14 protein-coding genes are annotated in these 12,110 nt (G+C 66.9%); 8 read left to right on the plus strand and 6 right to left on the minus strand.

From position 1 onward, the window contains the following. Positions 1-5: 5 nt before the first annotated feature. Complete coding sequence (modA, locus tag F3H41_RS14050; RefSeq protein WP_244616195.1) at positions 6-806, minus strand: molybdate ABC transporter substrate-binding protein; 801 nt, start codon at positions 804-806, stop codon at positions 6-8. Between the two features lie 184 nt (positions 807-990). On the opposite strand from modA, the gene ung reads away from it, so the two are divergent. The 6 genes from ung to F3H41_RS14080 all read left to right on the plus strand — a co-directional run bounded on the left by ung (position 991) and on the right by F3H41_RS14080 (position 6,315). Continuing rightward, positions 991-1,692, plus strand: a complete 702-nt coding sequence (gene ung, locus F3H41_RS14055) for a uracil-DNA glycosylase (RefSeq protein ID WP_149739319.1) — start codon at positions 991-993, stop codon at positions 1,690-1,692. 109 nt (positions 1,693-1,801) lie between these two features. Continuing rightward, a complete protein-coding gene (gene cobF, locus F3H41_RS14060) occupies positions 1,802-2,578 on the plus strand; it encodes a precorrin-6A synthase (deacetylating) (RefSeq protein ID WP_149739320.1) in 777 nt (258 codons plus the stop codon). 111 nt (positions 2,579-2,689) lie between these two features. Next, on the plus strand, positions 2,690-4,099 hold the full coding sequence (cobG, locus tag F3H41_RS14065) for a precorrin-3B synthase (protein ID WP_149739321.1): 1,410 nt from the start codon (positions 2,690-2,692) through the stop codon (positions 4,097-4,099). Between the two features lie 58 nt (positions 4,100-4,157). Next, positions 4,158-4,790, plus strand: coding sequence for a precorrin-8X methylmutase (locus tag F3H41_RS14070; protein WP_149739322.1), 633 nt, complete (start codon positions 4,158-4,160; stop codon positions 4,788-4,790). 11 nt (positions 4,791-4,801) lie between these two features. Then, positions 4,802-5,527 carry a precorrin-2 C(20)-methyltransferase gene (locus tag F3H41_RS14075; RefSeq protein ID WP_149739425.1) on the plus strand — a complete coding sequence of 242 codons (726 nt, stop codon included), beginning with the start codon at positions 4,802-4,804 and terminating at the stop codon, positions 5,525-5,527. Then, complete coding sequence (locus F3H41_RS14080) at positions 5,524-6,315, plus strand: precorrin-3B C(17)-methyltransferase (RefSeq protein WP_149739323.1); 792 nt, start codon at positions 5,524-5,526, stop codon at positions 6,313-6,315. Before F3H41_RS14075 ends, F3H41_RS14080 begins: the two co-directional genes overlap by 4 nt. Here F3H41_RS14080 and F3H41_RS14085 read toward each other — a convergent pair. Next, on the minus strand, positions 6,267-7,049 hold the full coding sequence (locus F3H41_RS14085; protein WP_149739324.1) for a cobalt-precorrin-6A reductase: 783 nt from the start codon (positions 7,047-7,049) through the stop codon (positions 6,267-6,269). The genes F3H41_RS14080 and F3H41_RS14085 overlap by 49 nt on opposite strands. Between F3H41_RS14085 and cbiE the strand changes: the two genes are divergently transcribed. Beyond that, positions 7,048-8,289, plus strand: coding sequence for a precorrin-6y C5,15-methyltransferase (decarboxylating) subunit CbiE (cbiE, locus tag F3H41_RS14090; RefSeq protein WP_244616196.1), 1,242 nt, complete (start codon positions 7,048-7,050; stop codon positions 8,287-8,289). The two genes, F3H41_RS14085 and cbiE, sit on opposite strands and share 2 nt — an antisense overlap. Positions 8,290-8,520: 231 nt before the next feature. After that, complete coding sequence (gene cobM, locus F3H41_RS14095; protein ID WP_149739326.1) at positions 8,521-9,300, plus strand: precorrin-4 C(11)-methyltransferase; 780 nt, start codon at positions 8,521-8,523, stop codon at positions 9,298-9,300. A 6-nt stretch (positions 9,301-9,306) separates the two neighbouring features. Here the strand turns inward: cobM and mnhG are convergent, their stop codons facing one another. The 4 genes from mnhG to F3H41_RS14115 are packed head-to-tail and all read right to left on the minus strand — an operon-like array spanning position 9,307 to position 12,104. Continuing rightward, entirely contained in the window at positions 9,307-9,708 is a 402-nt protein-coding gene (gene mnhG, locus F3H41_RS14100) for a monovalent cation/H(+) antiporter subunit G (protein WP_149739327.1), read from the minus strand. Further along, positions 9,705-9,986 (minus strand): K+/H+ antiporter subunit F, encoded by a 282-nt coding sequence (locus F3H41_RS14105; protein WP_149739328.1) that lies wholly within the window; start codon positions 9,984-9,986, stop codon positions 9,705-9,707. Before F3H41_RS14105 ends, mnhG begins: the two co-directional genes overlap by 4 nt. Further along, positions 9,983-10,471, minus strand: coding sequence for a Na+/H+ antiporter subunit E (locus F3H41_RS14110; RefSeq protein WP_149739329.1), 489 nt, complete (start codon positions 10,469-10,471; stop codon positions 9,983-9,985). The genes F3H41_RS14105 and F3H41_RS14110 overlap by 4 nt, the downstream gene beginning before the upstream one ends. Before the next feature lie 4 nt (positions 10,472-10,475). After that, positions 10,476-12,104, minus strand: a complete 1,629-nt coding sequence (locus tag F3H41_RS14115; RefSeq protein ID WP_149739330.1) for a monovalent cation/H+ antiporter subunit D — start codon at positions 12,102-12,104, stop codon at positions 10,476-10,478. Positions 12,105-12,110 lie beyond the last annotated feature (6 nt).

The raw sequence follows: 12,110 nt of genomic DNA on the forward strand, positions 1-12,110 counted from the left end.
GCCCCTCACTTCCCCAGCATCGTGAACCCGTACCTCTCGAAAATGGCAGCCGCTTCCGGCGTTTTGAGGAAGGCAAGGTAGGCCGCCGATGGTGCCTCCTTGCCGGCTGCGAGCGCGGCGGCGGGGTAGACGATCTTCGGGTGGCTGTCTTGCGGGAAGGTGCCGATGATGGCGACGCCGGCGTCGGCTTTGGCGTCGGTCTCGTAGACGATGCCGAAGGGAGCTTCGCCGCGCGAGACGAGGAGGAGGGCGGCGCGCACGTTTTCCGCGCCGGCGACCTTGCCTTGCACTGCAGGCCAGATGCCGAGCGCCGTCAGCGCCGCCTTGCCGTATTTGCCGGCGGGCACACTGTCCACCGCGCCCATGGCCAGCCTGCCGTCGCCGAGAAGGGCGGCAAGGTCGAAGCCCTTTTCGATGGTCACCGATGTTGCCTTGTCCTTCGGCGCGATCAGCACGAGACGATTGCCGAGAAGATCGCTGCGCGTGGCGTCGCGGATCAGCTTACGTTCGGCAAGGTAATCCATCCAGGCAAGGTCGGCGGAAAGGAAGACGTCGGCGGGCGCGCCTGCCTCGATCTGCTTGGCGAGCGCCGAGCTTGCCGCATAGGAGACGGTTGCCGTCCCGCCGCCCTTTTCCTTCCAGGCCGCATCGACCTCGTCCAGCGCGCCCTTGAGGCTGGCGGCGGCGAAGACGGTGACATCATCGGCGGCGCGCGCCTGATGCAGAGCGGGGAGCGTGGCGAAGCCGAGGGGCAGGGCAAGAAGGAGTGCAAGAAGCATGCGACGGGCAGGACGGAAAGGGGGCATGGCGGGCTCCGGGATCGATGTATCACGCCGAATATATCGATCCCTCAGCGAAGGGCCAGCGTTATGTTTTGTGGAATATAATGAAAGGCACGAAACGTTTCGGCGGCGCAGTTGTTTCCTCATTTGGCCAAAGCCGGTATGCACCGGTGCCGGAAAACAGCGACAGACAGGCAGGGAGGCGATGATGGCCGATCAGCAGATGGTGAAGCTCAACGATAGCTGGAAAGCGGTGCTGGCGCCGGAATTCGAAAGCCCCTACATGGCCGGGCTGAAGGATTTCCTGACGGCGGAGAAGGCGGCCGGGAAGACGATTTTCCCGAAGGGATCCGAATATTTCCGCGCCCTTGATCTGACGCCCTTCGACAAGGTGCGTGTCGTCATTCTCGGACAGGATCCCTATCACGGCGAGGGGCAGGCCCATGGTCTGTGCTTCAGCGTTCGCCCCGGCGTGCGCCCGCCGCCCTCGCTCGTCAACATCTACAAGGAACTGAAGAGCGATCTCGGCATCGAGCCGCCTCGCCACGGCTTTCTGGAGCACTGGGCGCGGCAGGGCGTGCTCCTGCTCAACAGCGTGCTGACCGTGGAGCGCGGGCTTGCCGCCTCGCATCAGGGGCGCGGCTGGGAAAAATTCACCGATGCCGTGATCCGCGCCGTCAACAATCTGCCCTATCCCGTCGTCTTCATTCTTTGGGGCTCCTATGCGCAGAAGAAGGCGGCCTTCGTCGACGGGACACGGCATCTGGTGCTGAAGTCCGCGCATCCCTCGCCGCTCTCGGCCCATTCCGGCTTTCTCGGTTCGCGACCCTTTTCCAGGACCAATGAGTTTCTGGTCTCCAAGGGCGATGCGCCGATCGACTGGAGCCTGCCGGCCGACCCGACCGTCTGAGGCGCGCGACGGGCCGCGTCGCTGGCGGGCTTGCGCGCCGGCGGCCGATCCGCCATCACCGTCTGGACAGATGCAGGACAGGGCAGGCAGACAGTATGGCAGGGGGCGCATGAAAACCATTCTCGTGATCGGCATCGGCACCGGCAATCCCGATCACCTGACGATTGAGGCGGTCAAGGCGCTGAATGCGGCCGACGTGCTGTTCATTCCGCTGAAGGGCGAGGAGAAGGCGGGGCTCGCCGAGGTTCGCCGCGAGATCTGCCGCCAGCATGTGACGCGTGCCGACAGCCGGCAGGTGGAATTCTCGCTGCCCAAGCGGCAGGCCGAGGGGCGTGCCTATGTCGCCGGCGTCGATGACTGGCATGCGGCGATTGCGGCGACCTATGAGGACCTGTTCGCGCGGGAGATCCCGCAGGGCGGTACTGGCGGTTTGCTCGTCTGGGGCGATCCGATGCTCTACGATTCCACGATCCGCATTCTGAACCGCGTGGTGGCGCGCGGGAATGTCGCTTTCCACATGCGCGTCATTCCCGGCATCACCAGCGTGCAAACGCTGTGCGCGGCCCATGGCATTCCGCTCAACCTGGTCGGCAAGCCCGTCGAGATCACCACGGGCCGGCGGCTGAAGGAGACGTTTCCGCAACGGTCGGAAAGCGCCGTGGTGATGCTGGACGGCGAGCAGGCCTTCATGGCGATCGACGATCCCGATGCGCGCATCTATTGGGGCGCCTATCTCGGCACGGCGGACGAGATCGTCATTGCCGGTCGGCTGTCAGAGGTGAAGGACGAGATCCTCGCGACCCGGCAGGCGGCCCGGCAACGCCACGGCTGGATCATGGACATCTACCTGCTGCAGAAGGGCGAGGATTTCGACGATCTGGCGTGAGTGGCCGTCAGCGACCCGCAGCCGATTGATCCTGCGCAAGGACAGGAGCGGCAAGATGCGGTGAGCACGGCCATGCTTCTGTCATTCACCGGGATAGGATAGGGTGCCGCCATGACTCTCGTCGATAGGCTACTTGCCGACACACACAATGGCGCTTCGCCGTCCTCAGCCGAGCGCGCCTCCGCCTCGCTGGCGCGCGGCGCCTGTCCGACGCTCTCGGCGCCGATGCAGACGGGGGATGGCCTCCTGGCGCGGCTGCGGCCGCTTGAACCCGGCTTGTCGCCTGACACCTTCACCGCCCTGATGCGGGCGGCAGCGACGACAGGCAACGGCATCGTCGATATCACTGCGCGCGGCAATCTGCAGGTGCGCGGCCTGACGAGTGAGAGCGCTGAACGACTGTCGCGCATGATTGCCGATGTTCCGCTGCCGCTCGCTACCGGCCTTGCCATCGAGGTTCCGCCGCTGGCGGGCATCGATCCCTACGAAATCGCCGATCCGGCGCCGCTCGCCGCTGACCTGCGGGCTGTCGTGGCGGCCTCCGGTTTTCAGCTGGCGCCAAAGCTTTCGGTCGTTCTCGACGGCGGCGGGCAGCTCGATCTGTCGGCCAGCGCGGCGGATCTGAGGGCCGATGCCGTCAAGGCCGGTCTCTGGCGGATTTCCGCTGGCGGGGAAGCGGCGCGGGCGCGGCTGATCGGTCATGTGGGGACGGGGGGTGTCGTGCCTGCCCTTACCGCCTGCCTTGCGGCCCTGCACGCAAGCGGGCCCCGGGCGCGCGGGCGGGACCTGATGGCGCAGATGGTCGCTTTCGATCGTTTCGTGGAGAACAGCGATCCGCTCGTGCGGCCGGCTTCGGTCGCCATTCCCGGACTGCACGATATGGGCTCTGCCGGGACAGTGCTGGGCCTTGGCCTTGCCTATGGACAGGCGGAAGCCCCGACGCTTGCCCATCTCGCCGGCAGGCTGGCCGATCTCGGTGCCACGGAAATCCGGCTGGCGCGGGACCATGGCTTTCTCGTGCTCGGCCTTGCTCCGGCTTCGATCGACGCGGCCTTGCAGCTTGCCAAGGAGGCGGGCCTGCGCCTTGCGGCCGACGATCCGCGCAATCACATCGATGCCTGCGTTGGTGTCGGCGCCTGCGCATCGGCCACCATCGCAACGCAGGCGCTGGCCGCGCGGCTGATCGCCGGTGCGCCGTCGCTTTTCGATGGTTCGGTGGCGATGCATCTGTCCGGCTGCCCCAAGGGCTGCGCGCGGCCGGCGGCGGCAGACCTCGCTCTCGTGGGTGCGCCATCAGGATATGGATTGGTCGTCAATGGGACGGCATCACGCCTGCCTCTTGCCTATAGGGGGGAGGATGGGATAGGCCCGGCTATCGACCGCCTCGGCAGGTTGGTGGAGGAGCAAAGGCATCCCGGCGAAACGGCCCGTGCCTGTCTCCAGCGGCTCGGGGAGGAGACGGTCGCATCGGCATTCCGCGAGGCCTCGGCCTCAAACGGACCGAGCGGCCAAGGAAAATGAGCCGGTAAACCCGGCCTCAGGCCCGTGAGACGGCCTGGATGAGCGGCCAGGATCAGGAATGCCAGACTACGATTACATCCGCGAGGGCGATGCGATTTATGAGCGCTCCTTCGCCATCATCCGGGCCGAAGCGGATCTGACACGCTTTTCCGAAGCGGAAGCCGACCTTGCGGTGCGCATGGTGCATGCCTGCGGCCTTGTCGAGGCTGCGCAGCATTTTGTCTTCTCGCCCGACTTCGTCGCTGCGGCCCGCGGTGCGCTCAAGGCCGGGGCGCCGATCCTGTGCGACGCCAACATGGTGGCGCATGGCGTGACGCATGCACGGCTGCCGGCCAAGAACGAGGTGATCTGCACGCTGCGCGACCCGCGCACGGCCGAGATCGCCAAGGCGATCGGCAATACGCGCTCGGCCGCGGCCATCGATCTGTGGATGGACAGGATGGCGGGTGCAGTCGTGGCGATCGGCAATGCGCCGACCGCGCTCTTCTACCTGCTCGAAAAACTTCGCGATGGCGCACCGAAGCCGGCGGCGATCCTCGGCATGCCGGTCGGTTTCGTCGGTGCGGCCGAAAGCAAGGATGCGCTGGCCGAGCAGTCCTACGGCGTGCCCTTCGCCATCGTGCGCGGACGCCTTGGCGGCTCGGCGATGACGGCGGCGGCGCTGAATTCGCTCGCGAGGCCGGGCCTGTGAGCGCGGCCGAGATGAAGGGCCTGCTCTATGGCGTCGGCACCGGACCCGGTGATCCGGATCTTCTGACCGTCAAGGCCGTGCGGATCATCGAGGATTGCGACGTTCTCGCCTATTTCGCCAAGGCGGGACGGCGCGGCAACGGCCGCGGCATCATCGACCGCCTCGCGCGCAAGCACACGGAAGAACTGCCGCTCTACTATCCCGTGACGACCGAGATCGACAAGGAAGAGGACGGTTACAAGAGCCAGATCACCGGCTTTTACGACGCGTCGGCCGCGGCCGTTGCCGCCCATCTCGAGGCCGGCCGCACGGTCGCCATCCTCTCGGAAGGTGATCCGCTGTTTTATGGCTCCTACATGCATCTGCATGTGCGCCTCGCGCATCGCTATACGACCGAGGTCATTCCCGGCATCACGGCCATGTCCGGCTGCTGGTCGGCCGCGGGCATGCCTCTGGTGCAGGGCGATGATGTCCTGTCCGTGCTGCCCGGAACCATGCCCGAGTTCGAGCTGACGCGCCGCCTGTCGGATACGGAAGGCGCCGTGATCATGAAGGTGGGCCGCAACCTGCCAAAGATCCGCCGGGCGCTGCAGGCCGCCGGCAAGCTGGACAATGCCATCTACGTCGAGCGCGGCACCATGGCCAACCAGGCGATGATCTCGCTCGCCGAGAAGGAAACGGACGAGGCGCCCTATTTCTCGCTGGTGCTGGTGCCCGGCTGGAAGGCACGGCCATGACGGCGGGGGCACAGCGCGGGCGCCTCTACGTCGTCGGCACCGGGCCGGGCAGCCCGGAGCAGATGACGCCCGAGGCGCTGGCTGCCGTTTCGGCAGCGACGGAATTCTTCGGCTACGGACCCTATCTCGATCGGCTGACGCTTCGGCCCGACCAGGTGCGCGTCGCCTCCGACAACCGCGAAGAGCTTGATCGCGCCCGCCATGCGCTGACCCGGGCAGCAGCGGGCGTCGATGTCTGCGTCGTCTCCGGCGGCGATCCCGGCGTCTTTGCCATGGCGGCTGCCATGTGCGAGGCGATCGATGCGGGGCCGGCCGAATGGCGCGAGATCGAATTCATCGTGACGCCCGGCGTCACCGCGATGCTGGCCGTGGCCGCGCGCATCGGCGCCCCGCTCGGGCATGACTTCTGCGCCATCTCGCTTTCGGACAATCTGAAGCCCTGGGAGGTGATTACCCATCGCTTGCGGCTGATGGCCGAGGCTGGCATGGTAATCGCGCTCTACAATCCCATCTCCAAGGCCCGGCCCTGGCAACTCGGTGAGGCCTTTACGCTCCTGCGGGGCCTTCTGCCGGCATCCGTGCCTGTCATCTTCGGACGCGCGGCCGGTCGGCCGGACGAGCGCATCGTGGTGAAGCCGCTTGTGGAAGCCGATGCGGCGCTGGCGGACATGGCGACCTGCGTCATCATTGGGTCGCCGGAAACGCGGATCATCGCGCGTCCGGACCTGCCGGATCTCGTCTATACGCCGCGCTTTATCGATCCCACATCCGGGACGCCGAAGCGATGAGCGATGGCGGCGAGCGCAGCCTCCACGGTTTCGACCGTCGGCACCTGCGGCGGCAGGCGGCGCTCGACCATGATCACGTCGATCCCAAGCACACGGGCGGCTGCGAGCTTGGCGGCCGTCGCCTCGCCGCCGCTGTTCTTGGTGACGATGACGTCGATGGCGTGGCCGGCGAAGAGCGCGGTCTCGGCTTCCAGCGTGAAGGGGCCTGCGGAGAGAATGTAGTTCGCGCTCGGCACGGACAGCGGCGGATCGACGGGATCGACGCTGCGGATCAGATAATGGTGCTGCGGGGCGGCGGCGAAGCGATGGGCTTCCTGCCGGCCGATGGCGAGGAAGACGCGGCGGGGCGTTTCGCCAAGCGCCCGGACGGCCGCGTCGATCTCCGTGACGGACGTCCAGCGATCGCCCGCGACGGGCTGCCAGGCGGTGCGGCGCAGCGCGAAGACGGGCGTACCCGTGCCGACCGACGCCTCGGCCGCGTTGATGGACATTCGGGCTGCGAAAGGGTGCGTGGCGTCGATCAGAAGGTCGATCGCCTCGTCCTTCAGGTATCGGGCGAGGCCTTCGGCGCCGCCGAAACCGCCGATGCGGGTCGGAAGCGGCAGGGGACGCGGCTCGGCCGTGCGGCCCGCCAGCGAAATGGTGGCTTCGATATCGGGCAGGCCGGCAAGGCGTTCCGCCAGCCGGCGGGCTTCGGTCGTGCCGCCCAGAATGAGAATGCGGTGCGCGCCCATGTCTACCCTTGATCCCTCGTGCCTTGCCGTGCGCCCCTGGCTGACCGTGGTCGGCATCGGCGAGGATGGTCTAGCGGGTCTTGGCGACGAGGCCAAGCGGGCGATCGCGGCGGCCGCGACGGTCTTTGGCGGCGAGCGGCATCTGGACCTCGCGGCGCCGCTGATTGCCGGCAAGCCGGTGCGCTGGCCGGTTCCCTTCGATGCCGCCGTGCAGGCGGTGGTGGACGGACGCGGTACGCCGACCGTGGTGCTGGCTTCGGGCGATCCCTTCTTCTTCGGCGTCGGCGTGACGCTGTCGCGGCGCATTGCGATTGCGGAAATGCGGGTGATGCCGGCGCCCTCCAGCTTCAGCCTTGCGGCGGCCCGGCTCGGCTGGGCGTTGCAGGATGTCACGACCGTCTCTTTGCATGGCCGGCCGCTCGATCTCATCCGCCCGCATCTGCAACCCGGCGCCCGCCTTCTGGCGCTGACCTCGGATGGCGACGGGCCCGCGGCGCTCGCCGCACTGCTGACGGCGACGGGATTTGGTCGTTCGATGCTGACGGTTCTGGAGGCGCTCGGCGGCAGCGAGGAGCGGGTGACGCACGGGCCGGCCGGCAGCTTCGCGCTGACGAACGTCAATGCGCTGAACCTCTGCGCCATCGAGGTCGTCGCGGATGCCGAGGCGCGGGTCCTGCCGCGTGCGGCGGGGCTCGACGACGGTCTCTTTGAGCATGACGGGCAGATCACCAAGTCCGAGGTCCGCGCCATCACGCTGTCTGCGCTGCAGCCGCGCCGGGGCGAATTGCTCTGGGATATCGGTGCGGGTTCCGGCTCGATCGGTATCGAGTGGATGCTGGCCGACGTCGCCAACCGGGCGATTGCCATCGAGCAGCATGGGGAACGATCGCAGCGCATCCGGCGCAATGCGGTGGCTTTCGGCGTGCCGGGACTGGTTCTGGTGGAGGGTGTTGCGCCTGCGGCGCTGACTGGCCTGCCGACACCGGACGCGATCTTCATCGGTGGCGGCGGCAGCGAGGCGGGCGTGTTCGACGCCGCCGTCGCCGCGCTGAAGCCGGGCGGGCGTCTCGTCGCCAATGGCGTGACACTGGAGATGGAGGCGTTGCTGCTTGCCGCTCACCAGCGCCTCGGCGGCAACCTGATCCGCATCGACATTGCCCGGGCCAGCCCGGTCGGCGGCATGACGGGCTGGCGTCCGGCCATGCCGGTCACGCAGTGGCGCTGGGTGAAGCCGTCGTGACGGCGCGCCTTGACGGTTTGGGCGCAGGCCGCTCATCCGCCCTTCGGGCACCTTCTCCCCGAGGGGAGAAGGGACGCGTCGCGCGCTTCTTCTTCTCATTCACCGCTCGGTTTGTGGCAGGGATCTCTTCTCCCCAACGGGGAGAGGGCAGGGCGAGGGGGTGCCCAGCCCTCCGACACCTGCGACTGGCCAACCACGCGCAAACATTCCTGCATTGAAAGGACCATCATCATGACCGTGCATTTCATCGGAGCCGGGCCGGGCGCGGCGGATCTGATTACGGTTCGCGGACGCGATATTATCGCGCGGGCGCCGGTGTGCCTCTACGCCGGTTCGATCGTCTCGCCGGAGCTTCTCACCTGGTGCCGGGCGGATGCGCGCATCGTCGATACGGCGCCGATGTCGCTGGACGAGATCGAGGCGGAATATGTGCGGGCGCATCAGGCGGGCGAGGATGTGGCGCGGCTGCATTCGGGGGATCTGTCCGTCTGGAGCGCCGTGGCCGAGCAGATCCGCCGGCTGGAAAAGCACGGCATCCCCTACACGCTGACGCCGGGCGTTCCGTCCTTTGCGGCGGCGGCGGCAACGCTCGGGCGGGAGTTGACCCTTCCCGCCGTGGCACAGAGCCTCGTCCTGACGCGGGTTTCCGGCCGGGCCTCGCCCATGCCGGCCGGCGAAACGCTCGCCGGCTTCGGTGCGACGGGCGCGACGCTCGCCATTCACCTCGCCATTCACGCCCTGCCGCGGATCGTTGCGGAGCTTTCGCCGCTCTATGGGACCGATTGCCCCGTCGCCATCGTCGTCAAGGCCTCCTGGCCGGATGAGCGGGTGGTGCGCGGCACGCTCGGCGATATCGAGGCGAAAGTCTCTGAAGAGCCGATCGAGCGCACAGCCCTCGTCTTCGTGGGGCGCACGCTGGCCGCCGAAGGGTTTCGCGAAAGTGCGCTTTATGACGCTGCGTACCAGCGCCGCTTCCGTGGCCGCGATGGAAATGCCGGGCTGGACGAGTAGGCGGGGCTACTCCGTCGGCAGTTCCGGCAGGCGGTTGGCGGCTGCATCGGCGATGGAAGGGCCGGGCACGGTCTTGGCCGGCACATCGTTGCCCTCGGTGCGGTCGCGGTAGAGCGAGGCCTTGCCGAGCAGCATGAGCGTGATCGGTGTCGTCAGCACCGTGAAGATGATGATCAGCACCTCATGCACGATCCAGCGGCCTTCCAGCAGCGCAAAGCAGAGACCCGAGCCGAGGCAGACGAGAATGACAGCGCCGCTGGTGGCAAGGCCCGGCGCGTGGAGCCGCTGGTAGAATTCCGGCAGGCGCACCATGCCGATGGCACCGATCAGCGAAAAGAGGCTACCGGCCAGAACGAGCAGGCAGACGATGATGGCGGCCCAGACGGGCAGGTCGGCAATCCCGGTCATTCGATCACCTCGCCGCGCATGAGGAATTTGGCGAGCGCGATGGTGGAGACGAAGCCGAGCAGCGCGACCGCCAGCGAGATTTCGAAGTAGATGCTGTCGCCGGTGCGAATGCCGAAGGTGATAAGCATCAGCATGGCGTTCACGTAGAGCACGTCGAGGCCGAGGATGCGGTCCTGTGCGCGGGGGCCCTTGATGATCCGGTAAAGGATCAGCAGCATGGCGGCGCCGAGCAGGATCTGCGCGAACTGGATGGACCAGACAAGGAAAAGCGCCGTCATCGGAAAATCTCCAAAAGCGGTTTTTCATAGCGATCCCGGATGATCGTCGGCCAGTCCTCGGAATCGTCGAGGTCGAGAATATGCAACAGAAGCGTGCCACTGCGCCGGTCGAAGGAAAGCCAGGCGGTCCCGGGCGTCGCCGTCAGGATGCAGGCCAGGAGGGCGAGACCGTTCTCGTCCTTCAGCGTCAGATGCACCGTAGCAAAGCCCGAGCGCGGCGGGCGGCGGAGACTTCTGAGGATGCTGCGGGCGACCTTCATGTTGGAGAGCGTCAGGTCCGTGACGACATTGCCGGCAAGGCGCACCATGGCGCCAGGGCCACGCACGCGTGACTTCAGGGGTTCCAGATTGACCATGGCCCAGGCGGCGGGGACCGACAGGAGGATGCCGAGGAGCAGATTGGCCGTCGATGCCGAGCGCGTCATGACGATCCACATGACCAGCAGGCCAAGTGTCAGCAGCGGGAAGGGAAACCAGTAGCGCATGGCCTCAGCCTCCTTCCGCAACGGGTTTGGCGCCAATGACCTGTTCGGCCGGCGGCACGGTGACCGCGCCACGCACGGCCTCGATGTAGCGGGCCGGCTCCATCAGCGCGTCTGCCGTATCATCCATGTAGGCGATGGCGGAGGCCGCCCGGATGCTGAAGAGCACGCAAATGCCGAGCAGCATGATGACGGGCAGGATCTCGACGACCATGACGCGCGGCACGGTGCCTTCCAGCGAGGCCCAGAAGGTGCGGATGCCGGCGCGGCTCATGGCGATCATGGCGGCAAGACCGGAGACGATGAGAAGGGCGACAAAGCTCCACTGCGCGGCCGTCACGGCGCCGGGATTGCCACCGATGACGCCGCTGAGCATCGCGAATTTGGCCAGGAAACCGGACAGCGGCGGCAGGCCGGCAATCAGGATGCCGCAGGCCGAGAAGCAGAAGCCGAGCACCGCGATCGTGGCGGGAATGGCAACCCCGACTTCCTGCTCCACTTCTTCGTCTTCTGCATCGCCGTAGGCCTCCATCGTCACCGCCAGAACGTCGGCGCCCGCATCGCGGCCGCGTTCGACAAGCTCGATCAGCAGGAAGAGGGCGGCCAGCGTCAGGGTGGAACTGACGAGGTAGAAGAGCGCGCCGCCGATCACCTCCGGCTTGCCGAGGCCGATGGCGGCCAGCAAGGTGCCGGAGGAAACCAGCACGCAATAGCTCGCCAGACGCCCCATGGCCTGGGAGGCGAGAACGCCGATCATGCCGAAGGCGATGGTGGCAAGGCCGCCGTAAAAGAGCAGCGCCTGGCCAAAGCCGGCAGACGCGCCGGATCCGGGGCCGAAGACCAGTACGCTGAGGCGCAGCAGAATGTAGATGCCGACCTTGCTGAGAATGGCAAAGATGGCGGCTGCCGGCGGCGTCGCGACGGAGTAGGCCCCCGGCAGCCAGAAGCACAGCGGCCACATGCCCGCCTTGATCAGGAAGGTGATGCCGATGGCGGTGGCGCCGGCCTCGAGCAAGAGCCGGTTTGCTGGCTCCGCCTCGCGAAAGGCAAGCGCGATGCCGGCCATGTTCAGCGTTCCCGCCGCGCCGTAGATGAGCGCGATGCCGACGAGGAAGAGCGAGGAGGCCGCAAGATTGATGGCGATGTAATGCAGCCCGGCGCGCACGCGCTGCGGACCTGAGCCGTGCAGCAACAGGCCGTAGGAGGCGGCCAGCAGCATCTCGAAAAAGACGAAGAGATTGAAAATGTCGCCGGTGAGATAGGCGCCGTTGAGGCCGGCGACCAGCATCAGGAACAGGCTGTGGAAGTGGTACCCGGCCGTGTGCCACTTCGCCATGCCATAGACCTGCGCGGCCAGCGCCAGAATGCTGGTGAGAAACAGCATCAGCACGGACAGTCGATCGGCGACGAGAACGATGCCGAACGCGGATGACCAGTTGCCGAGCAGGTAGACCAACGGCACGGCGTCGGCTTCTGCCGCCTGACGCATCAGGACGACGGAAATGATGAAGACGACGAAGGTGGTCGAGACGCCGAGCAGGCCCTTGAGGATGCGGCTGCGTTCACTGATCGGGATCATGGCGGCCGCAACGATCAGTGGCAGCAGGATGGGCAGGGTTATCAGGTGGTTCGGCATGGCCCG

It is taken from the genome of Rhizobium sp. RU20A, from assembly GCF_900155885.1.
Taxonomy (GTDB): Bacteria; Pseudomonadota; Alphaproteobacteria; order Rhizobiales; family Rhizobiaceae; genus RU20A.

Bases quoted from the DNA above. Each gene is read 5' to 3' on its own strand.
- F3H41_RS14110 (WP_149739329.1), bottom strand. From the start codon at position 10,471: ATGCGCTACTGGTTTCCCTTCCCGCTGCTGACACTTGGCCTGCTGGTC.
- cobF (WP_149739320.1), top strand. From the start codon at position 1,802: ATGAAAACCATTCTCGTGATCGGCATCGGCACCGGCAATCCCGATCAC.
- F3H41_RS14075 (WP_149739425.1), top strand. From the start codon at position 4,802: ATGAAGGGCCTGCTCTATGGCGTCGGCACCGGACCCGGTGATCCGGAT.
- F3H41_RS14085 (WP_149739324.1), bottom strand. From the start codon at position 7,049: ATGGGCGCGCACCGCATTCTCATTCTGGGCGGCACGACCGAAGCCCGC.
- cbiE (WP_244616196.1), top strand. From the start codon at position 7,048: ATGTCTACCCTTGATCCCTCGTGCCTTGCCGTGCGCCCCTGGCTGACC.
- F3H41_RS14080 (WP_149739323.1), top strand. From the start codon at position 5,524: ATGACGGCGGGGGCACAGCGCGGGCGCCTCTACGTCGTCGGCACCGGG.
- ung (WP_149739319.1), top strand. From the start codon at position 991: ATGGCCGATCAGCAGATGGTGAAGCTCAACGATAGCTGGAAAGCGGTG.
- F3H41_RS14105 (WP_149739328.1), bottom strand. From the start codon at position 9,986: ATGACGGCGCTTTTCCTTGTCTGGTCCATCCAGTTCGCGCAGATCCTG.
- cobG (WP_149739321.1), top strand. From the start codon at position 2,690: ATGACTCTCGTCGATAGGCTACTTGCCGACACACACAATGGCGCTTCG.
- modA (WP_244616195.1), bottom strand. From the start codon at position 806: ATGCCCCCTTTCCGTCCTGCCCGTCGCATGCTTCTTGCACTCCTTCTT.
- cobM (WP_149739326.1), top strand. From the start codon at position 8,521: ATGACCGTGCATTTCATCGGAGCCGGGCCGGGCGCGGCGGATCTGATT.
- F3H41_RS14115 (WP_149739330.1), bottom strand. From the start codon at position 12,104: ATGCCGAACCACCTGATAACCCTGCCCATCCTGCTGCCACTGATCGTT.
- mnhG (WP_149739327.1), bottom strand. From the start codon at position 9,708: ATGACCGGGATTGCCGACCTGCCCGTCTGGGCCGCCATCATCGTCTGC.
- F3H41_RS14070 (WP_149739322.1), top strand. From the start codon at position 4,158: ATGCCAGACTACGATTACATCCGCGAGGGCGATGCGATTTATGAGCGC.